Source organism: Delftia deserti (genome assembly GCF_042653485.1).
Taxonomy (GTDB): Bacteria; Pseudomonadota; Gammaproteobacteria; order Burkholderiales; family Burkholderiaceae_C; genus Comamonas; species Comamonas acidovorans.
Map to the genome: position 1 here is coordinate 909,405 of NZ_JBHSIH010000001.1, position 20,050 is coordinate 929,454.

The 20,050-nt window shown below is 67.5% G+C and carries 22 protein-coding genes; 11 read left to right on the forward strand and 11 right to left on the reverse strand.

Translation table 11 applies throughout. The annotated features are described in order from the left end of the window. Positions 1 to 447 precede the first annotated feature (447 nt). Positions 448 to 933: a winged helix-turn-helix transcriptional regulator gene (locus tag ACFPFG_RS04340; protein WP_012204957.1), complete on the reverse strand. Its 486-nt coding sequence runs from the start codon at positions 931 to 933 to the stop codon at positions 448 to 450. A gap of 114 nt (positions 934 to 1,047) precedes the next feature. Here ACFPFG_RS04340 and ACFPFG_RS04345 point away from each other — a divergent pair, with 114 nt between their 5' ends. Continuing rightward, on the forward strand, positions 1,048 to 2,346 hold the full coding sequence (locus ACFPFG_RS04345; protein WP_197956622.1) for a D-amino acid dehydrogenase: 1,299 nt from the start codon (positions 1,048 to 1,050) through the stop codon (positions 2,344 to 2,346). A gap of 57 nt (positions 2,347 to 2,403) precedes the next feature. Here the strand turns inward: ACFPFG_RS04345 and ACFPFG_RS04350 are convergent, their stop codons facing one another. Further along, complete coding sequence (locus ACFPFG_RS04350) at positions 2,404 to 3,300, reverse strand: LysR family transcriptional regulator (RefSeq protein WP_197956623.1); 897 nt, start codon at positions 3,298 to 3,300, stop codon at positions 2,404 to 2,406. Between the two features lie 150 nt (positions 3,301 to 3,450). On the opposite strand from ACFPFG_RS04350, the gene ACFPFG_RS04355 reads away from it, so the two are divergent. Together ACFPFG_RS04355 and ACFPFG_RS04360 are read left to right on the forward strand one after the other, a co-directional pair. Then, entirely contained in the window at positions 3,451 to 4,773 is a 1,323-nt protein-coding gene (locus ACFPFG_RS04355) for an arylsulfatase (RefSeq protein WP_197956624.1), read from the forward strand. After that, positions 4,770 to 5,792 carry a tripartite tricarboxylate transporter substrate binding protein gene (locus ACFPFG_RS04360; RefSeq protein WP_380105241.1) on the forward strand — a complete coding sequence of 341 codons (1,023 nt, stop codon included), beginning with the start codon at positions 4,770 to 4,772 and terminating at the stop codon, positions 5,790 to 5,792. The genes ACFPFG_RS04355 and ACFPFG_RS04360 overlap by 4 nt, the downstream gene beginning before the upstream one ends. Positions 5,793 to 5,835: 43 nt before the next feature. Here the strand turns inward: ACFPFG_RS04360 and ACFPFG_RS04365 are convergent, their stop codons facing one another. The 3 genes from ACFPFG_RS04365 to nikR form a co-directional block, all read right to left on the reverse strand. Further along, positions 5,836 to 6,552: a DUF4198 domain-containing protein gene (locus ACFPFG_RS04365; protein WP_380105243.1), complete on the reverse strand. Its 717-nt coding sequence runs from the start codon at positions 6,550 to 6,552 to the stop codon at positions 5,836 to 5,838. A 10-nt stretch (positions 6,553 to 6,562) separates the two neighbouring features. Continuing rightward, positions 6,563 to 8,587 (reverse strand): TonB-dependent receptor, encoded by a 2,025-nt coding sequence (locus ACFPFG_RS04370; protein WP_380105245.1) that lies wholly within the window; start codon positions 8,585 to 8,587, stop codon positions 6,563 to 6,565. Positions 8,588 to 8,714: 127 nt separating this feature from the next. After that, the gene (gene nikR, locus ACFPFG_RS04375) at positions 8,715 to 9,191 is read right to left on the reverse strand and encodes a nickel-responsive transcriptional regulator NikR (protein ID WP_380105246.1); all 477 of its coding nucleotides are present in this window, start codon (positions 9,189 to 9,191) and stop codon (positions 8,715 to 8,717) included. A 247-nt stretch (positions 9,192 to 9,438) separates the two neighbouring features. On the opposite strand from nikR, the gene ACFPFG_RS04380 reads away from it, so the two are divergent. After that, positions 9,439 to 9,798, forward strand: a complete 360-nt coding sequence (locus ACFPFG_RS04380) for a hypothetical protein (protein WP_183019313.1) — start codon at positions 9,439 to 9,441, stop codon at positions 9,796 to 9,798. On the opposite strand, the gene ACFPFG_RS04385 is transcribed toward ACFPFG_RS04380, so the two are convergent. After that, positions 9,791 to 11,344: an MFS transporter gene (locus tag ACFPFG_RS04385; protein WP_374618131.1), complete on the reverse strand. Its 1,554-nt coding sequence runs from the start codon at positions 11,342 to 11,344 to the stop codon at positions 9,791 to 9,793. The two genes, ACFPFG_RS04380 and ACFPFG_RS04385, sit on opposite strands and share 8 nt — an antisense overlap. 139 nt (positions 11,345 to 11,483) lie before the next feature. On the opposite strand from ACFPFG_RS04385, the gene ACFPFG_RS04390 reads away from it, so the two are divergent. After that, positions 11,484 to 12,371: a LysR family transcriptional regulator gene (locus ACFPFG_RS04390; protein ID WP_310889392.1), complete on the forward strand. Its 888-nt coding sequence runs from the start codon at positions 11,484 to 11,486 to the stop codon at positions 12,369 to 12,371. A 19-nt stretch (positions 12,372 to 12,390) separates the two neighbouring features. Here ACFPFG_RS04390 and ACFPFG_RS04395 read toward each other — a convergent pair whose 3' ends face one another. Beyond that, the gene (locus ACFPFG_RS04395) at positions 12,391 to 12,891 is read right to left on the reverse strand and encodes a DUF2938 domain-containing protein (protein WP_013802911.1); all 501 of its coding nucleotides are present in this window, start codon (positions 12,889 to 12,891) and stop codon (positions 12,391 to 12,393) included. Positions 12,892 to 13,005: 114 nt separating this feature from the next. Here ACFPFG_RS04395 and ACFPFG_RS04400 point away from each other — a divergent pair, with 114 nt between their 5' ends. Then, positions 13,006 to 13,677 carry an ArsR/SmtB family transcription factor gene (locus ACFPFG_RS04400; protein ID WP_063326451.1) on the forward strand — a complete coding sequence of 224 codons (672 nt, stop codon included), beginning with the start codon at positions 13,006 to 13,008 and terminating at the stop codon, positions 13,675 to 13,677. Here ACFPFG_RS04400 and ACFPFG_RS04405 read toward each other — a convergent pair. The 3 genes from ACFPFG_RS04405 to ACFPFG_RS04415 form a co-directional block, all read right to left on the reverse strand. Next, positions 13,674 to 14,270, reverse strand: coding sequence for a TetR/AcrR family transcriptional regulator (locus tag ACFPFG_RS04405; RefSeq protein WP_380105250.1), 597 nt, complete (start codon positions 14,268 to 14,270; stop codon positions 13,674 to 13,676). The genes ACFPFG_RS04400 and ACFPFG_RS04405 overlap by 4 nt on opposite strands. Then, complete coding sequence (locus tag ACFPFG_RS04410; protein WP_380105252.1) at positions 14,263 to 14,862, reverse strand: dihydrofolate reductase family protein; 600 nt, start codon at positions 14,860 to 14,862, stop codon at positions 14,263 to 14,265. The genes ACFPFG_RS04405 and ACFPFG_RS04410 overlap by 8 nt, the downstream gene beginning before the upstream one ends. Positions 14,863 to 14,936: 74 nt before the next feature. Continuing rightward, positions 14,937 to 15,788 carry an EamA family transporter gene (locus tag ACFPFG_RS04415; protein WP_380110229.1) on the reverse strand — a complete coding sequence of 284 codons (852 nt, stop codon included), beginning with the start codon at positions 15,786 to 15,788 and terminating at the stop codon, positions 14,937 to 14,939. A 109-nt stretch (positions 15,789 to 15,897) separates the two neighbouring features. Here ACFPFG_RS04415 and ACFPFG_RS04420 point away from each other — a divergent pair, with 109 nt between their 5' ends. Then, positions 15,898 to 16,440: a MarR family winged helix-turn-helix transcriptional regulator gene (locus ACFPFG_RS04420; protein WP_380105254.1), complete on the forward strand. Its 543-nt coding sequence runs from the start codon at positions 15,898 to 15,900 to the stop codon at positions 16,438 to 16,440. 95 nt (positions 16,441 to 16,535) lie between these two features. Here ACFPFG_RS04420 and gstA read toward each other — a convergent pair whose 3' ends face one another. Beyond that, the gene (gene gstA, locus ACFPFG_RS04425; RefSeq protein ID WP_183019307.1) at positions 16,536 to 17,168 is read right to left on the reverse strand and encodes a glutathione transferase GstA; all 633 of its coding nucleotides are present in this window, start codon (positions 17,166 to 17,168) and stop codon (positions 16,536 to 16,538) included. Between the two features lie 149 nt (positions 17,169 to 17,317). Here gstA and ACFPFG_RS04430 point away from each other — a divergent pair, with 149 nt between their 5' ends. The 4 genes from ACFPFG_RS04430 (at position 17,318) to ACFPFG_RS04445 (ending at position 19,939) form a co-directional block, all read left to right on the forward strand. Further along, entirely contained in the window at positions 17,318 to 17,641 is a 324-nt protein-coding gene (locus ACFPFG_RS04430) for a winged helix-turn-helix transcriptional regulator (RefSeq protein WP_013802924.1), read from the forward strand. Between the two features lie 91 nt (positions 17,642 to 17,732). Further along, the gene (locus ACFPFG_RS04435) at positions 17,733 to 18,713 is read left to right on the forward strand and encodes an AraC family transcriptional regulator (RefSeq protein WP_197956641.1); all 981 of its coding nucleotides are present in this window, start codon (positions 17,733 to 17,735) and stop codon (positions 18,711 to 18,713) included. Between the two features lie 358 nt (positions 18,714 to 19,071). Next, positions 19,072 to 19,509: a helix-turn-helix domain-containing protein gene (locus ACFPFG_RS04440; RefSeq protein ID WP_374618126.1), complete on the forward strand. Its 438-nt coding sequence runs from the start codon at positions 19,072 to 19,074 to the stop codon at positions 19,507 to 19,509. A gap of 187 nt (positions 19,510 to 19,696) precedes the next feature. Beyond that, complete coding sequence (locus ACFPFG_RS04445) at positions 19,697 to 19,939, forward strand: hypothetical protein (protein ID WP_197956642.1); 243 nt, start codon at positions 19,697 to 19,699, stop codon at positions 19,937 to 19,939. The last annotated feature ends 111 nt before the right edge of the window (positions 19,940 to 20,050 follow it).

Below are 20,050 nucleotides of genomic sequence, written 5' to 3' on the forward strand. Positions count from 1 at the left end.
TCCGAGTAGGCGGTTCTCATCTCCCCGTAATAACGCGTCGCTTGGGCGCTGGCGGGGGGGCAGGGCGAGAGTGCTGCGCCGGCCATCAAGGCAGCCATGAGGGCGTGATTTTTCATAGAACTCCCAGTGATAAATAGATTTACGCTATCAAGGTATCACCGGTATTGAACTTTAAAAATCACCAATCCCCTACAGCCACCATCCAATGACAAATATTTGCAATCCCGCCATTGGAATTGAACTCCAGGCTGTCGTCCTGCCTACTTTTCAACGGAGAACGCAGATGAATGCCGAACTGCATAACACCCCATCTACCCCTAATATATTTTTTGATTGGAATGCACAATACCCAATTTGAATCGAATCTATTGTGACAAACGTTTCAAACAGTAAATGACAGTGATGAATGGCGGTAGATGCGAACCTGGAACGCCGAGGACGGCACCCTCACCGATCCACAGGCAGCGCCAGCGTCTCCTTGACCTCTTCCATCACCACATAGCTGTGCGACTCGGCCGGCACGGGCAGTTTCTTGAGGATGTCGCCCAGCAGGCGGCGGTATTCGCGCATGCCGCCCAGGCGGGCCTTGACCAGGTAGTCGAAGCTGCCCGAGACCAGGAAGCACTCCAGCACGTCGGGCACGTGCAGCAGTTCCTGGCGCACCTTGTCGAAGACCTCGCCCGACTTGGACGAGAGCTTGATCTCCACGAACACCAGCAGCGTCTTGCCCAGCGCCTCGGGCGAGAGGTGGGCGTGGTAGCCCGTGATCACGCCATCGCGCTCCAGGCGGCGCACGCGCTCCGAGCAGGGCGTGGCCGAGAGGCTGACCTGCTCGGCCAGCTCGGTCATGGAGATGCGGCCGTCGCGCTGCAGGATGTCGAGGATCTTGCGATCGGTGCGGTCAAGCACGCGGTTTTCACTTTTGGCGGCCATGGCGGCGACTCCTGGGTCTTATCAATCACTGGAGAGTAGCAATATTTCAGTGATTTCCACTGCCTCATCGTCAATAGACTTTGATTTCATCTTGTTGACTTGGCGGTGAATCCCATGAAAGTCCTTGTTCTTGGCGGCGGTGTCATCGGCGTGACCAGTGCGTACTACCTGGCGCGGGCCGGTGCCGAGGTCACGGTGCTGGACCGGCAGGATGCGCCCGCGTCCGAAACCAGCTTTGCCAACGCGGGCCAGGTCTCGCCCGGCTACTCCACGCCCTGGGCGGCGCCCGGCATTCCGCTCAAGGCCCTGAAGTGGATGCTGCAGGAACACGCGCCGCTGGCCGTGCGCCTGGACGGCAGCCTGTTCCAGCTGCGCTGGATGGCGCAGATGCTGCGCAACTGCTCGGCCCAGCGCTACGCCGTCAACAAGGAACGCATGATGCGCGTGGCCGAGTACAGCCGCAGCTGCCTGCAGCAGTTGCGCGCCGACACGGGCATCGCCTACGAGCAGCGCACCGGCGGCACCTTGCAACTGTTCCGCACCCAGGCCCAGTTGGACGCCGTGGAGCGCGATGTGGCCGTGCTGCGCGAATGCGCCGTGCCTTTCGAGCTGCTGGACCGCGACCAGCTGGCCCAGGTGGAACCCGCCCTGGCCCAGGCGCGCGACCGGCTGACGGGCGGCCTGCGCCTGCCCAAGGATGAGACCGGCGACTGCCACCGCTTCACCAACGAGCTGGCCCGCGTCGCCAGCGGGCTGGGCGTGGAGTTGCGCTTCAACCAGAATGTGGATGGCCTGGTGGTCGAAGGCGGCCGCATTGCCGGCGTGCGCGTCAATGGCGAGCTGCTGACCGCCGACCGCTATGTGATGGCCTTCGGCAGCTATTCGCGCCAGGCGCTGGAGCCGCTGGGGCTGGACCTGCCCGTCTACCCCGTCAAGGGCTATTCGCTCACCGTGCCGCTGGGCAACCCGGCGCTGGCGCCGCAGTCCACGGTGCTGGACGAGACCTACAAGATTGCCGTCACCCGCTTTGACGACCGCATCCGCGTGGGCGGCATGGCCGAGCTGGGCGGCTTCGACCTGCGCCTGGATCCGCGCCGCCGCGCCACGCTGGAACTGGTGGTCAACGACCTGTTCCCGGGCGGCGACGTGGCGCGCGCCAGCTTCTGGACCGGGCTGCGGCCCATGACGCCGGACGGCACACCCATCATCGGCGCCACGCGCTATGCCAACCTCTTCCTGAACACCGGCCACGGCACGCTGGGCTGGACCATGGCCTGCGGCTCGGGCCGGCTGATCGCCGACCTGATCACCGGCCGCAGCCCGGAAATCAGCACCGACGGTCTGGCCCTGGACCGCTACACGCACCGGCCGGCCCGGCACCTGGGGGCCGGCTCCAACCCCATCTCCGCCTGAACGCGAGACACCCTGAGCACTTGAGGCCGGCTGGCACCTACCCTGCCAGAAGGGCCGCTACCCCAGCGTCAGGTCCCGCAACGCGGACATCAGCGGCGACCAATGGGCCTTGGGGTGGCTGATGAGCAGCCAGCTGCGGCGCGTGCGCAGCTCGGGCAGGGGCAGGGACTGCAGGCGCTCGGGGTTGCTGCGCAGCACATGGCTGGGCACGTAGCACAGCAGGTCGGTCTGGCCCACGATGTCGATGGCGGCTTCGGTGTTGTGCTGGATCTCCAGGGCCACGGTGGGCACGCCCAGCCCCTGGGCCGCGAAGGCCTCGGCCACCACCTTGCGCACGGCGGTGCCCGGAGCCGGCAAGGCCCAGGAGTAGCCCTGCAAATGCCCGAACCTCAGGCCCTGCTCCAGCGCCAGCTGGAACAGCGGGTGGCGCGGCCGTGCGGCGGCCCATAGCTCGTCCTCGCCGATGACCACCTGGGCGCAGCGCGTGGCATGGCCCGGGTAGGACGGCACCACGGCCAGGTCCAGGCTGCCGTCGAGCAGGGCGCGCTCCAGGTCGTCGGACTTGCCCACGGTCAGCCGCACGCGCAGGCCGGGGCGGCGGCGCAGCAGCTCGGCCACGGCCCGGGTGGCGCGGCTTTCCGAGGTGGCCTGCGTGAAGCCCAGGCGGATCAGGCCCACATGCTGGGCCTGGATGTCGCTGGCGGCGCGCATTGTCTCCTCATGCCGCAGCACCAGTTGGCGCGCGGGCTCCATGAACAGCTGGCCGCTGCTGGTCAGCGCCACGCCATGCGTTCCGCGTGTGAACAGCGCCGCTCCCACGCCCTGCTCCACGCGGCGCACGATCTTGGAGACGGCCGGCTGGGTCAGTTGCAGTGAAGCTGCCGCACGCCCGAAATGGCCATGCTCGGCCACGGCCAGAAAGCAGGCCAGCTCGTTATAGGCAAATCCCGTCATGCCATTCCTTGTCAACGAAGAAAAACGAGAAAGCTTGCCGGCTTGCCGAGCAAAGCCATTCCAGATGTTCATCGATTTTCGCTGGTTTGGTTATCACCAAGACAGGGCTTGTGGCTAGAGTTTTGGCATGGAAACTTTTTGAGCCACATCATGAACCCACCAAACATCGTGCTCATCGTCGCGGACAACCTGGGCTGGGGCGAGCTGGGCTGCTACGGCGGCGGTGCGCTGCGCGGCGCGCCCACTCCGCGCATCGACCAGGTGGCCTCCGAGGGACTGCTGCTGCAGAACTTCAATGTGGAAAGCGACTGCGTGCCCACGCGCTCGGCCCTGATGACGGGGCGCCATCCCATCCGCACGGGTGCCCTGCAATCGGTGCCGGCCGGGCTGCCCCAGGGCCTGACGCGTGGCGAGACCACGCTGGCCCAGCTGCTGTCCACCCAGGGATATGCCACGGCGCATTTCGGCAAATGGCATCTGGGGGACATTCCGGGCCGTTATCCCTCGGACCGGGGTTTCGATGAGTGGTACGGCATTCCGCGCACCACGGACGAAAGCCAGTTCACCGCGACCACGGGCTACGACCCCCTGGTGGCGCCCCTGCCCCACATCATGGAAGGCCGCGCGGGCGGCCCCTCGGACGATGTCAAGGTCTATGACCTGGAATCGCGGCGCAACATCGATGCCGAGCTGGTGGAGCGCTCGCTGGACTTCATGCGCCGCAACCACGCCCGGGACCGCCGCTTCTTCCTGTATCTGCCCCTGGTGCACCTGCACTTTCCCACGCTGCCTCATGCGGATTTCGCGGGCCGCACCGGCCAGGGCGACTTTGCCGACTCCATGGTGGAGATGGACCACCGCGTGGGCCAGATCTCGGACGAGATCGACCGGCTCGGCCTGCGCGAGGACACGCTGTTCATCTTCTGCAGCGACAACGGCCCCGAGTTCCGCCAGCCCTACCGCGGCACGGCCGGCCCCTGGCGCGGCACCTACCACACGGCCATGGAGGGCAGCCTGCGCGTGCCCTTCATCGCACGCTGGCCGGGCCGCATCCAGGCCGGGCGCACCAGCAATGAAATCATGCACGTGACCGACATCTTCTCCACCCTGGCGGCGGTGGCGGGCGCTGCCGTGCCACAGGACCGGCCCATCGACGGCCTGGACCAGACGGCCTTCCTGCTGGGCGAGCCCCGGTCCGCGCGCGAGGGCTTTCTCTTCTACATCAAGGACCAGCTGCGGGCCGCGAAGTGGCGCGACTGGAAGCTGCATTTCTACTGGGAGCCCGAGGTCAACGAGAGCAAGGGCAAGCTGGAGTCCCCCTACCTGTTCAACATCGTGCGCGATCCCAAGGAGGAGCATGACGTGCTGATCTTCAACACCTGGGTGCTCAACCCCATGCTGACCATGGTCCAGCGCTTCAACGAAAGCTGCAAGGCACACCCCAACACCGCGCCCGGCGCCCCCGACCAATGACCTGCGCACCCCTACCCGCCCCGCAGGCCAGCGGCCGCCTGCCGACCACCCGCCGCCATGCACTGCGCCCCCTGGCCGCCGCAGCCCTGCTGGCCCTTGCACTGCCCACGGCCCGCGCGGCCGATCCCCCGGCGCACGCGCCGCAGGGCAAGCCCATCACCTGGATCGTGGGCTTTGCGCCCGGCGGCAGCCTGGACGTGCTGACCCGCCATGTGGCCCGGCAACTGGAGGCCAGGGCCGGTGTCAGCGTGGTGGTGGAGAACCGGCCGGGCGCCTCGGGCGCGATCAGCCTGCAGGCGGCGGCCAAGGCGCCTGCCGATGGCCTGACCCTGGTCTCCATTCCGGGACCGCAGCTGTCCGGGCCGCGCCAGCCCGAGGTGGGGCGCGAGCTGACCGCCGTGGCCGTGATGGCCCGGGGCGCCATGGTGCTGGTGGGCCCTGCCCCGGGTGCGGCCGGCAGCCTGGGCGAACTGGTAGCCGCCATGAAAGCCAAACCGGGCCAATGGAGCTACGCCAGTTCGGGCACGGGCACCTCCCAGCATCTGGCGGGCGAACTGCTCAACGCCCTGGCTGCCACCAGCATGGTGCATGTGCCGTACAAGGGCGGCGGCCAGGCCGTGACCGATGTGGTGGGCGGGCAGATCCCCCTGGCCATGCTGGGCGTGACGCCCGTGCTGCCGCACATCCAGTCGGGCCGGCTGAAGGCCTATGCCGTGACCAGCGCCACGCGCATAGACAGCCTGCCCGACGTGCCCACCATGCGCGAGGCCGGCGTGCCCGGCTACGAGGCCACCCAGTGGTATGCCGTGGCCGTGCCCTCCGGCACGCCCCCCGAGCGGCTGGCCCAACTCAATCAGTGGATCAACCAGGCCATACAGTCGCCCGAGCTGCGCCCCACGCTGCAGGCCGCCGGGGCCGTGGCCACGCCCATGTCCCTGCCCGAGATCCAGCATTTCATGTCCCAGGACAACGCCAAGTGGAAGAAGCTGGCCGCCGACCGGCGCCTGGCGCTGGACTGACCCCGCAGCGCCGGGCCGCGCCGGGCCGCGCCGCCATCCCCTTTCAATGCGCCGAGAACCCCAGCAGGTACTCGTAGCTGAGGCTGGTGGTGCGCGCGTCGCCTGCCACGGGCAGGCGCACGATGGCCAGCAGCTGGTTCATGCCGGCACGCGGTGTGACGGTCACCAGGCCGTCGGCATCGGTTGCCAGTGGCGGGCCGCTTTCTCCCAGCGACACGCGCACGCCGGCCCGGGGCTGGCCGTTCAGCAGCACCTGGAACTGCTGGGGCTCGCCCGCGTGGGGCGAGCGGCGGGTCCTGGCAACGATCTCCAGGGTCTGGCCCAGCTTCTCGCGCGCCACGGGGCCCCATTCGAGGATGGTCTTGTGGAACTTGAGCGCATGCACGCCGCTGGTGGCACCGGGGTTCTCGGTCATGGGCTTTTCGACCATCGGCCCCTCGCCCACGCGGCTGAAAAAGCCATTGTCGAAATGCGCGGCCAGCAGCGCTGCCTTGCGGGCCGGCGTGGCGCGGGCGCCGCCGGGCACGGGCTGCACGGCCACGTCGATGCGGCGGCCGCGCGCGTCATAGGCCTCAACGCTCTTGAGCTTGCCAGCGGCAAAGTTCTCCAGCTGGCCCTCATGGCCGCCGAACTGCACGGTGTAGGCGCCGTCGGCATCGGGCTCCAGCCAGACGTTGTGGGCCTGGGCCAGCGGTGCGCAGGCCAGCAGGGCCGCGAATGCGGCGGACGCGACGGATACGAAACAGGGGTTGGATTTCATTTTTTCCTCCTCAAAACTGGGTCTGCACGCCGACCTTGAGCGTGCGCGGCGCGCCGGGCGCGAACAGCGGCACGCCGCGGATGACCGAGGCCGACGTGGCATAGGCCTTGTCCCCCAGGTTGGAGACCACGGCGTAGATGCGGCTGCGCGCCGAAGGCAGGCGCCAGCTCAGGCCCAGGTCCCAGGTGGCGTAGCCGCCATAGAACACGCTGTTGTCGGCCGTGACGGCATAGCGGCCCACGCGGCGCCAGGTCAGCGTGCCCTCCCACTGCGCCAGCGGACGCCAGGCCAGGCCCACCGTGGCGGTCTGCCGTGGCACGCCGGCCACCTGGTTGCCGACCAGGGCCGGGTTGCCGTTCTCGGTCACGCGCGAATGGGCGCTGCCCCAGGCCAGTTGCAGGTCCAGGTTCCTGCGCACCGCCCACTGCACGCTGGCCTCCACGCCCGTGCGGCGCGTGGCGCCGAAGTTCTCGTACACGCCAGGCGCCACGTTGCGGATCTCGCCCGAGGACTGCAGCCGATAGGCGGCCACATCCAGCACCAGGCCCGGCATGGGCTTGATCTGCGCGCCCACTTCGGTCTGGCGAAAGATATTGGGGTCCAGCCGCGCGGCGCCCAGCGCGTACTTGGCGAAATCGCTGGCCAGCGCAAATCCTTCGGACCAGCTGGCGCGCAGCAGCAGGCCCGGAGCCACCTGCGAGCGCAGGCCCAGCTTGGGGCTGGCATGCGCCGTGCGCGCCAGCGGGCCGCAGGGGTCGCTGCCCGTCTCGGGGCCATTGGGACGGCAGCCGCCCGTGAAGCGGTCCCAGCGCAGGCCGGCGGACAGCTGCAGCAGGCGGTGGATGGGCGCATCCACCTCGGCAAAGGCCGAGAGGGTGTCGAGCCTGGAATTGCGGTCGTCAATGGCCGCGCCCGTGCGCTCGCGCCATTGCAGGCCGTCGTAGAACTGGTAGTCGGTGGATTCGCGCACGGCCTCCAGCCCGGCCACCCAGTTGAGCGGGGTCAGCGCCGTGACATGGCGGCCATTGAGGCTGGTGCCGGCGCCGTAGACGGCGCGGTCATAGCTTTCCTCGCGCTGGCGCCACTGCAGTGCGTCGATGGGCCGGCTGAACCAGCGCGTGAAGCTCTGCTGCGTGGTGTAGGCATGGCCCAGCCAGGTCAGCCGGGGCGAAAGCGCGTACTGCACATCGGCCCGAAGCGTTGCGAAGTTCTTGCGCGTGCCATCGTTCATGGCGCGCGGGTCCATTCCTTGCGGAGCGCGCGCGAACTGCCCCGTCGTCAGGTACGACGGCGAATCGCCCTCGCCGTGGTGCAGCCGTGCCGACAGCGCCACTTCCAGCTGCGGCGTAAGCCGCTTGCTCCAACGCAGGGATGCCGTGCTGCGCTGCATTTGCGACTGCGCGCGGAAACCGTCCGTGCGGTAGTGCTGGGCCGCCAGGTTCAGGAACTCGCCCTCGCCCGGCTTCAGCCCCAGCGCCACCTGAGCGTCCAGCGTGCCGTGGGAGGACAGGCTCACGTCGGCCTCGCGGTAGGGGGTGTAGTCGCCCTGCTTGCGCGTCTCTATCGCCATCAGCCCCGCGCGGTTGAAGTTGCCGTACAGGGCCGACACCGGCCCCTTGTAGATGCTGATACGCTCCATCTCCAGCGGCACGATCACGCCCAGGTCCACATAGCCGTCGGCATGCGACATGGCCTCGTTCAGGGGAATGCCGTCCAGCACTACGCCCACATCGCCGCCATGGCCCCCACCGCCGAAGCCGCGCATGACGATGGCGTCACCCACGCCGGACAGCTGGTAGTTCTGCACATTCATGCCGGGCACCTGGCGCAGCAGCTCCTGCGGATGGCTGGCATGGGCGTTGGCGATGTCCTCGGCCTCGATCACCGTGGTGGTGTAGGCGGCCGAGGCGCCGCGCGCGGTCTGGCCCTTGACCTCGACGGGCTGCAGGCTGGCCGCGGCATCCGTCGCCTGCTGTGCACCAGCCTGGGGAATGGCGGCCAGGCCCAGCAGGCCGGCCGCCGCAATCTGGTGCAAGGCGCAGGGCCGAGAAGGAAATTTCAGAGGATGTGTCATGCAGGTCCAGGAGTTGTATGAAGAAAAAAGCAAACTTCATACCGACCTGCGTGACAGAGGCTGGGCAAGGCGCCCGCCCTGGCTTCAATCAGTCGCCGTAGGCGTGTGAATGGGGATGTGGATGCGGATCGGGTTGCGCGTGCTCATGCCCGCCAGGCTCCCCCCGGCGCGCCATCACCACGTTGAGCTGGCCATGGTGCACGCCGCGCTCGGCCGTGATGGTGTCGGCAAAACGCCGCACGGCGCTGGCCGGGCCGCGCAGCATCACCGTTTCGATGCACTGCTCATGGTCCAGGTGCACGTGGGTGGTGGCCATGTGCAGCTCGTGGTGGTCATGCTGCAGGCTGGCCAGGCGCTCGGACAGGTCGCGCTCGTGGTGGTTGTAGACATAGGACAGGTTGGCCACGCACAGGCCGTCGGCGTCCTCGCGCTCGCGCACCTGGGCCAGGTGGGCGCGCAGCACGTCGCGGATGGCCTCGGAGCGGTTGTCGTAGCCGCGCGCGGCGATCCAGGCGTCGAAACTACGGGCCAGGTCGTCGTCGATGGAGATGGTGAAGCGTTCCATGGGCAGCAGAAGTGGGGAAACAGGTGGCGGGAACAAAAGAGGTCGGCATCACGCAGGATGTGCCCGGCCATTGTCCGGCCATCCTGGCCGGGTGCACTGCATGCAACACCCGCGCCAATCACTGTCGGCACAGGCTGGCAATAGCGACAAACCACCACGGTCTTGCTTTGTTCACATTCGCGCAATATCCGGTTACCCTGGTCAAGGTTGCGCAGTGCGCACCGTCGATCGCTGAAAGGGGCGCGGCATGCAGTATTCATTCGATCAGCTTCTGGACATGCTGCTGTCCCTGCTGGAGGCTGCGCCCGCCTGTTCCTCGCGCGAACAGTCCTTCGAGCAGCTGCGTACGCTGTGGCTTCAGACCCACAGCTATTTCGCGGCCCCCGAGACCGAACTGCGCCGCATCGCCGGCCGCCGGCTGGTCGAACTCCACGGCTGGAGGGATCTGGACAAGGACCCCTGCCACCTGGACCACGACCCCGGCAACGGCAGCGCCCTGCGCATCTACCTGCACCGCGATGGCGGCATGGTGATACAGCGCCTGCAGGGCGATGGCCGGCAGATCCTGTTCTCGCGCCTGGGCGTGCAGTTGCAGCCTGCTAGCTGAGCCTGCGCCCGGCCAGCGGGGCCAGTTGCTCCGGGGAAGACACGGCCCGGCCCTTGTGCTCCAGCAGCCACAGCACGGCCAGCGCCGTGACCACCGCCAGCCCCGCCAGCAGCAGCAACAGATCGTGGAAGGCCGCGCCGTACACCTGCGCAAGCAAGCCGTCCTGCCCCGGCAGCGCCTGGGCGGCGCGCGCCAGATCGGCCTGGGCCAGCTGCCCGGCCATCTCGCGCCGCAGGCCTGCATCGGGCGACAGCCCGCCAAGCTTCCCCTCCACCAGCACCGCCAGCACGGCGCCCGCCACGGCCAGGGCCACGCCGTCCGCCGAGATGCGCACGGTGTTGAAGATGCCCGTGGCCATGCCCACGCGGTCTGGCGCCACGGTGCTCACGGCCAGCCCGTCCATCAGGCCCCAGGGCAGGCCAATGCCGGTGCCTATCAGCAGCAAGGGCAGCGCCAACGCCGGACCGGCGCCTTGCCCGAAGGCAGCCGCCAGCCACCACAGGCCCGCCGCGGCCAGCAGCAGACCGGCCGCCGACAGCCGGCCCGGGCTGATCCAGCGCGACAGCAGGCCCACCAGCAGGGCCGCCAGCAGCGGCACCACCAGCAAGGGCGCCGCCAGCCAGCCCATCATGCGGCCCGCCGCCAGCGGGCTCAGCCCCTCCACGCCAATGAAGCGCCCGGGCAGCATGACCACCAGAGAGATGAACAGAAACGCCGGTGACGCCGCCAGCAACTGCACGCCCAGAAAGCGCGGCTGCGAGAACAGCGACAGATCCAGCAACGGACGGGCCACGCGCCGCTGCACCGCCACAAAGACCACGAACAGCACGGCGGACAGCGCCAGCGGCCCCAGCACCTCGGCATGGAGCCAGCCGCGCTCGGGCACCATCAGCACGCCGTAGGTGAAGCCGCCCAGGGCCAGGGTGAACAGGGCTGCGCCCAACCAGTCGGGCCGGTCGGCAGACGCGGCTTCATCGCGCCGCGCGCTGGCCATCACCATGGGCAGGCCCAGCAGCGCCACCAGCCCCGTCCCATGGAACACCCAGCGCCAGCCCAGGCTGTCCACCATCAGGCCCGACACCCAGGGGCCGAAGGCCAGGCCCAGGCCAAAGGTCGTGCCCAGCAGGCTGAAGGCCCGCATGCGCGCCGCGCCCTCGAACAGCGGCGCCAGCGAGGACATGGCCGCCGCAAAGGCGACCGCCCCGCCCAGCCCCTGCAGCAGGCGCAGCCCATCGGCCCAGCGCAGATCGGTTGCCAGGCCCACGCCAAAGCTCAGCAGGCCAAACCAGGCCAGCCCCAGCAGCCACAGGCGGCGCCGGCCATGGATGTCGGTCAGGCTGCCGGCCACCATCATGGCGCTGCCGTAGCTCAGGATGTAGGCATTCATGATCCAGCCCAGCTGGGAGGGCGTGCCGCCCAGCTCGGCATGGATGGAAGGCAGGGCCACGGCCGGGCCCGTGAAGCTCAGGGGAATCAGCAGCCCCGTCAGGCAGACGGCCAGCAGTTGCAGCCATTTGAGGGGGTTGCCGCGAGAGAGGGAAGACATGGTTTGTGCGCCATTTCATGAAACGACCGCCAGCGTAGGCCCTCCTTCATCTGAGACAATCCATCTTCATTTCCGAATACTTGAGACACCCGAGTCTCAAATCATCTTCTTCACACACCTCTTCACACAGCGCATGGAAATAGACAGCCTGGGCAGCATCGGCCTCTTTGTGCGCGTGGCCGAGCGGCTGGGCTTCTCTGCCGTGGCGCGCGAGCTGGGGCTGTCGCCCTCGGCCGTGGGCAAGGCCGTGGCGCGGCTGGAGGAGCGCCTGGGCGTGCGCCTGTTCAACCGCAGCACGCGCACGCTGGCACTGACGGCCGAGGGCGAACGCTTTCTGGAGCGCTGCCGGCGCATCCTCTGCGAGGTCGAGGCCGCCCAGCAGGAACTGCGCCATGCGGGCGAGCGACCGCACGGCCGGCTCAAGGTCAGCCTGCCACGCCACTGCGGTTTGTTCGAGCAGGCGCTCTCGGACTTCCTGCTGGAGTACCCCGAGGTCGAACTGGACCTGAACTTCTCGGACCATCTGGTCGATGTGATCGGCGACGGCTTTGACGTGGCCATACGCGCCGCGCCGCTGCAGGACTCGGGCCTCAAGCACCGGCGGCTGGGCGGCTTCCGGCGCGTGCTGGTGGGCTCGCCCGCCTATTTCCAGCGCCATGGCAGGCCGACGCAACCTGCCGACCTGGCCCGCCACCAATGCCTGCACTACCGCTATCCGGCCACCGGCCGGCTGGAGCGCTGGCCCTTGGGAAATGACGACGACACCGCCCCGCCCGCGCTGCCCTCCAGCGTGGTTTGCAACAGCGTGGAGATGCGCATCTTCCTGGCGCTGCGCGGCCAGGGCATTGCCTGCCTGCCGGACTTCACCGTGGCCCGCCAGCTGGAGCAGGGCCTGCTGCAGACCGTGCTCGACCCGTTCACCGCCAACGCCCAGGGCACGGTCTGGATGGTCTGGCCCCCGGGCCGCGACCTCTCGCCCAAGGTCAGGGCCTTTCTCGAATTCATGGCGCACAGGCTGTTTGCCTGAACCGGGTCAGCGCATCCGCTCAGCCCCGCAGTTGCGAGACGGCCCAGGCCGCGATGAACAGGCCCAGGCCGAACACCGTGTGCGCCATCAGGCTGCGCAGCCGCGCCACGGCGGGCTTGGGTGTCTTGCGGGCAAACAGCCCCGCCCCCATGCACGGCTGCAGCGCCAGGAAGGGTGCGGCCACGGTGAACACGCCCCAGGCCAGGGCCGGCCACAGCGTGGGCGCCCGGGCCCAGCCCTCACCCGCCAGGGCCAGCAGGGCCGCCGCAAAGGCCACGCCGATCGCATAGTGCGCCACCCAGCCCAGGGCCTTCTCACCCGCCACCGGCGCGGACCGGCCGATACCGGCATGCACCAGACGGCCGCGCGGCAGATGGCCCAGCCAGCGGCCCACCATGGCGTAGTCCAGCGAAGGCACGCCCCACAGACGCTGCAGCAGCAGCGCCCACACATCCATCACCAAGGTCGCGCCTGCGCCCGTCAGCACGGCGCGCAGCAGGAATTCCGGCACATCCAGCATGTCTTTTCACTCTCTTGCAGGTTTGCAGCGGCCTTCTTGGATGCCACCGCATGCACAATGAACAATACATTCAATTAATTGATTGAATGTTTGCGCAATGCTAGGCTATCCCCCATGAATCCGTCAAGCAGCCCTGTACCGATCGAGGCCTTCCCCGACCTGGCCGACCTGGCGCGCACCCTGGGCCATGCCCACCGCCTCACCTTGCTGAGCCATGCGGCCGAAGGCGAGCAGCCCGTGGAGCGCCTGGCCGAGCTGTGCGGGCTGTCCGTGGCCAACACCTCCCAGCACCTGCAGCACCTCAAGCGCGCGGGCATGGTGCTCACACGGCGCGAGGGCAAGCATGTGCTGTACCGGCTGGGCGACGGGCCAATCACCGGCATCATCGATGCGCTGCACGACTATCTGCAATTCCGCCACGCCGAGATCCGCGCCGTGGTCTCCGACAGCCTGCGCCAGCGTGACCGTCTGGAAGCCGTTGCGCTGGACGAGCTGCTGCAGCGCATGCAGATGGACGACACCATCGTGCTGGACGTGCGCCCGCCAGCGGAATTCGCCCAGGGCCACCTGCCCGGGGCAGTCAACATTCCCCTGGAAGCGCTGGAAGGCGAGCTGGGCGCGCTGCCGCCCGACAAGGACATCGTGGCCTATTGCGGTGGCCAGTACTGCGTGCTCTCGGCCAATGCCGTCACGGCGCTGCGCGCCAGCGGCCGGGAGGCGCGGCGCTTCGAGGCAGGCTTCACCGGCTGGCAACAGGCCGGCCTGCGCGTGGAGGCCGGCGCCTAGCGCAACAGCCTCGCCAGCCCCTGCTCGAACCGGCCATGCAAGGCCTGCGCGCCCTCGCCCGACAAGGCCAGCGCCAGCGCATGTCCATGCGTGTAGTCGATCAGCAGGTCCAGCAGCACGGCAGCATCGCCCTCGTTTTCGCCGGGCTCGCACTGCTGCACCTCGCCGCGCAGCCGCTGCGTGAAGGCGGCCAGCGAATCGGTGAACAGGGCCGGGTCGCCCAGAATGCAGACCGTCAGCGCCGGATGGCGGCGCACGCGCTCCATGTAGCCCGCCAGCAGCGCCTGCACGCGCTGCACGGGCGCAAGCGCGGGCGGAGGTTCGGCCAGCGGCAGGCCATGCACGCGCTCCACCAGGCTGCGCATCAATTCCTGCTGGTCGCCCACATGGTGGATCACCGACATGGGCGTAATGCCCAGCTGCCGCGCCAGCGGCCGCAGGCCAAAGCCCTGCGCGCCCACGGCCTCCAGCAAGGCCAGCCCGGCGTCCAGCACCTGATCGCGGCTGAGCGAGCGCCCGGCCGAGGGGCGCCCGCGCCGTGCGGCCTGTGCAGCCGATACAGCCGGTACAGCCGATACAGCCGGCTCACTCATCGCCACCACCGTTGCGCGCCATGACCCGGCCGCCCGCCTCCACCCGGTAGCGCGTGCCGACCATGCCGCTGGGATAGGCCTGGGAGGCCAGGCACGTCAACCGCAGATCGCAGCCGATATCGCCAAACAGCGGCCGCCCCGCGCCAATCAGCACGGGTACGCGGGTGATGGTCATCTCGCCCACCTCACCCGCCGCCAGGAAGGCGCGGATCACGGCGCCGCCGTCGATATAGGCGCTGCCCCAGCCCTCGGCCCGCAGTTCGGCCACCAGTTGGGCAGGCTGGGCGGACGTGATGCGCAACTTGCCGCGCAGGTGGGCAGGCACATCGCCCGCGCCCAGCGTGCGGCTCATCACCACCACGGGCTTGTCGAACGGCCAGGACTCGAAGCCGAGCACGCTTTCATAGGTGGAGCGGCCCATGACGATGCCATCCACCGTCCTCATGAAGGCCGCGTAGCCGTAGTCCTCGCCCCCATCGCCGCCAACAGGCAGCCAGTCCAGCGAACCATCGGGCCGGGCAATGAAGCCATCCACCGAAGTGGCGATGAAGACCTTGCCGAATGCATTGCTGAGGGCTTTTGCGGGTGCCATGGCGATCTCTCCATCCAATTAAACATACACCGTATGATAAATAATCCGCAACCCCTTGCCAACCATTCCCCCGCTCAGGTGCTGCGCGAGGCAGACCACTGCACCGCCAGCACGCTGGCCAGCACCACCAGCAGGCCCAGGAAGGACAGGCCCGTCATGGACTGCGACAGCAGCGCCCAGCCCAGGACCACGGCGGTGAGCGGGCTCAGCAGGCCCAATGACGACACGGCCACCGAAGGCAGGCGCCCGATGCCGCGAAACCACAGCACATAGGCCAGCAGCGCCCCGGCAAGACACAGGTAGGCATAGGCGCCCAGCTCGGTTGCAGTCAGCGCAGGCAGCGGCGCATCCACCCACCAGGCCAGCGGCAGCAGCATCAGCCCGCCAAACAGCAGTTGCCAGCCCGTCAGCGCCAGCACCGGCAAGTCCACGCGCCAGCGCCGCGTGAGCCAGGTGCCGGCCGCCATGCACACCGCACCCGCCAACGCCGCCGCCATGCCCACAGGCTCGAACACCGTCTGCGGCGACAGCAGCAGCACTGCCATGCCCGCAATGCCGGCCACGGCGGCCCACAGCGTCAGCCGCGCGGGAACCCGCCCGTCCACGCCCCAGGCCAGCGCCATCACCAGCAGCGGCTGCACGGCACCCAGCACGGCCGCCAGCCCGCCCGGCAGCCGGTAGGCCGCCACAAACAACAGCGCCTGGAACACGCCGATGTTCAGCCCGCCCAGCACCAGCAGCCGCCACCAGCCCGAGCCCACGGGCAGCCGCCGCGTGAACAGCACCAGCAGCAGCCCGGCCGGCAGCACGCGGATCAGCGCAGCCGTGAACGGACGGTCTGGCGGCAGCAGTTCGGAAGTGACGATGTAGGTGGAGCCCCAGATGGCGGGCGCCAGCGCGGTCAGCAGGATGTCACGCCAGGACATGGCGGGGCTGGCCGAGGGTGAGGCGGAAGAGGATGGCGAGGAGGACATGGCATTTATCTTCAATTCAAGACAAATCCATTATGCATGACTTATCTTAAAATCAAGACAAATGCCGAAACCCACCCTCCCCCGCCTTCCAGACCGGGTAGACACCATCCTCGAACAATGGGCGCGCGAACGCCCCGACCTGGACGCCAGCCCCATGGGCCCCATAGGCCGCATCAAGCGCTGCGCCGCCCTGCTGGAGCAGCGGTTGGAAGAGTGCTTTGCCCGCTTCGGCATGACCATGTGGGAATTCGACGTGCTGGCCACGCTGCGCCGCTCGGGCGCGCCGTTCTGCCTCACGCCCACGGCCCTGTTTTCCACGCTCATGGTCACCTCGGGCACCATGACCCACCGCATGAAAAGTCTGGAGACGCGCGGCCTGGTGCAGCGCCTGCCCAACCCGCAGGACGCGCGCAGCATGCTGGTGCAGCTCACCGCCCAGGGGCTGGAGCTGATAGACCGCGCTGTGGAAGCACATCTGGACAACGAGCGCGCCATGCTGGCGCCCATGCCCGTCGCCGAACTGGCCGCGCTGGACCAGCAGCTGTCCCTGCTGCTGCGGGTGCTGGAGGGCGGGCTGGGGGATGGTGCCAGCCCTGCCCCTTGAACTGGCGCTCGGCGCAAGGGCCTTGCCCTGTGCCCTCCCCCTATCGCACCCCTATCGCACCCCTATCGCAGCCCTATCGCAGCCCTATCGCAGCCCTATCGCAGCCCTTCCGCCTGCAGCGACTTGCGCACGGCAGGCCGCTCCCGCATCCGCGCGTACCATCCTGCAAGATGCTCCAGGCCATCAAAGCGAATGCTCGTCTTGTAGACCGACTCCAGCCACGGCGCCTGCCCCCACTGCGTGAGCGCGTACAGGTAGGCATCGGCCACGGTGAAGCCATCGCCCATCAGGTAGCACTTGCCGGCCAGTTGCGCGTTCACCCAGGCATACCGCTGCTCCAGCTTGGGCCTGGCCGTTTCCACGCCGTACTTTCCCGCCGCCACCGCATACAGCAGCGGGATGAAGCCTTTGTGGATCTCCGAATTCAGAAAGGCCAGCCACTCCAGCAGCCGATAGCGCTCCAGGCTGCCCTGGGCCGGCGCCAGAAGCGATGCAGGCCGCAGGTCCGCCAGGTACTGCAGGACGGCGGGCCCTTCCCGCAGCAGGCTGCCATCGTCCAACTCCACCAGGGGGACATAGCCGAACGGGCTGAGCGCACGAAAGTCCCTGCCGTCTTCCGTCTGGTGGGTCTTGTGGTCCACCCGGACCAGTTGGAAATCAAGCCCCAGCTCGTTCAGGACAATGTGCGGCGCCAGCGAACAGGCGCCCGGCAGGTAGTACAGCTTCATGGAATTTCTCTGGTGATGGAACAAGGGGCCTGCGCGTTCAGGCACAGCCCCTCGCAAATGCTATGCACCAGGGATAAATCTGGAAGAAGGCAATAAAACTGCCCATAGGTTAAAAAATATACCTGCCGCCTGCCTATGATGGATGTGCTATGAAATCCAACATCTCAGGCTGCTCCGTGGAAGAAGCCATGCGGCTGCTGGGCGGCCGCTGGAGGCTGCTCATCGCCTCCTACCTCATCGACGGCCCCCGGCGCTTCAACGACCTGCGCCGCGACATGCCCGGCATATCCCAACGCTCCCTCACCCTGGATCTTCGCGCGCTGGAGGAAGCGGGCCTGGTCAAGCGCACGGTCTACCCCACCGCGCCGATCAAGGTGGAATACGAATTGACCCAGGATGGGGAGCGGCTCAAGCCGGTGGTGGGGGTGATGAAGGAGTTTGGGTTGTGGGTGAAGGGGAAGGCGCCGGCCTGACGAGAACTGCGCCGGCTGGTTGTCTCCATCCGCCCCCTGCTGACAGGCAGGCCCCATCGCCGCATGAACGGTGATTTCCAGAACAACGACCATGACGAACAAGCCTTCCGAGCAGGCATCCCGCGCCGAGTACGCGCGACGGATCAATCGCGTGCTCAACTACATCGATGCCCACCTGGATCAGCCTCTGGACGGCGCACATCTGGCCGACATCGCCAATTTCTCGCGCTTCCACTTTCACCGAATTTTTGCCGCATGGATGGGAGAAACGCTGGGCAGCTATGCGCAGCGTCGACGGCTTGAGAAGGCGGCTTTCCGGCTGTCCTGCGGCAGCAAGGAAACCGTGCTTGAAACCGCCTTGGCCACCGGCTTCCAATCGGGCGAAGCATTTGCGCGCGCCTTCAAGCTCAAGTTTGGCTGCACGCCATCGGCCTGGCGCTCCACGACGCTTGAGCGGCTGAAAGCACAGGCGGCTGCGATCGGGCAGCAGCCAGGCGGCCAGGAGAGCAATCCTGATCAGGTCTTCGGCAATCTCCATCAGGAAGACCTGCGCGCGTTCGGCGAACCTCAGGGCTCTTGTCACCTGAAGGAAAAAATCACCATGGACGTACGCATCATTGATCTACCCAAAGCACATGTCGCCTATCAACGCTTGATCGGTCCCTATGGGCCAGCCATAGGCGAATTCTGGCGAGGCACCATTGCACCGTGGATGCACTCCAATGGCCTCAGCGATCAGACGTGCTACGGCATAGGCTATGACGACCCCTCTCTCACGCCCGCCAGCAAATGCCGCTATGACGCCTGCGTGGAAGTCCCCGCGCATTTTGTTGCCAGCGGCAAGGTGGATACCCAAGCCTTGCCGGGCGGCCGTTACGCCGTGGCAAAGTTCAAAGGAAAACCCGAGGGCTTGGCCAATGCCTGGATGTGGCTGACGCGCGAATGGATGCCGTCCAGCGGAATGCAATGTGACGACCGGCCTTGCTTTGAGATGTTTTCTGCGGTCACCGCAATGGATGCCGAGACCGGGGAGTTCTGCTGCGACATCTGCATTCCAGTTCGGGCGCTTTAAAGCGACTCAAGCCGGTGAAGGTTTGACGATGTGTTGGGTTGGCCGGTTGAATCCACTACCCCGCTGCAGCCGTTCGACCTTTGCCGTCAGGTGTCGGCTTCGCAGCGGTTGCCGTCGGCCAACCGGAGCAGTCATGCGGCAGCTATATGCGAACCCCAGACAGGCAGAGATGTTGCCAAAAAGCGTAGACAGTGCGTTGAAACTGGAAGTGGAACTGGACGCGCGTCGTCAATATTGCTGCGGAATGCCTTCGGGAGATGTTTTTTGTATTAGAAATGCGGTCGGCACTGCTCTACCTGAAGCGAATCAAAGAAAGCTGCCCAGTACAACCGAGCGTAGCGACCGATTCAGAGACCTGGTGTGTGCGCTGATCGGCATGGACCAGGCCGACGATGTGGTGTGCGCCACCACTCACATGCTGGCCGCCTGCCTGCGCCCCAGCCAGCGCACGCTGGCCGAAGCGCGCTCGCAGGTCGAGGCCGTCACGCTCGAACGCATCCAACGCCACATCGCCAGCCAACTGGGCGCGCCGCTCACGCCCGACGCGCTCTGCCGCGCCTTCGGCATCTCGCACCACCGGCTCTACCAGCTCTTCGCGCCGCTGGGCGGGGTGGCCCGCTACGTGCAGCAGCGCCGGCTGCACCGTGCCTTCCAGTGTCTGGCCAACCCCGCATACCTCCGTTTACGGGTAGCCGAAGTAGCCGCTCGCCTGGGCTTTGCCAGCGAAGCGCACTTCAGCCGCGCCTTCCGCACCGCCTTCGGCCACACTCCCAGCGACGTGCGCGCCATGGCCTAGGCGGCGCACGCCGCCGGCAGGGCGCCGCTGGCGCAGTCCACGGCCGCATCGGTGGAATATGCGGATTGGCTCTTGAGCCTGCACGTCTGAATCTGCAAAAGCAACCGCCTGACTCGGCGCCATAGTGTTCCAGAACGCGTGCCATGAAACGCATGGCCGTGGTATGACGGCATGGCGGCCGACCTGAATGGCGCCGTTTGGTTTCGATGCCAACTCGCAGCCCGATTCGCGCCTTTTTGTTTCCTGCGTGCTGGACGTGCAAAGCGCGCTGACCGACCAGCATGGCACCCGGCGGGCCATGCCGCTGGTGCCGGCGCCGCATCTGGCGGAACCGCCTGCCGCGCGGTTCCTAAAAACGTCCGCAGACTCGCTGGCCCATCGCCGCACTGAAATCATGGGCGTGATGGGCGCCTTTCTGAACGGCCTCTGACACGCCCAGTCAAGCGCCGGGCACACGGACAGTCAAGCCGCCGGGGCGCGGCTGCAACAAGATAGCCGCAGCACACACCCACCCGCGCCGGATGCTTCCAAAAGATAGCTG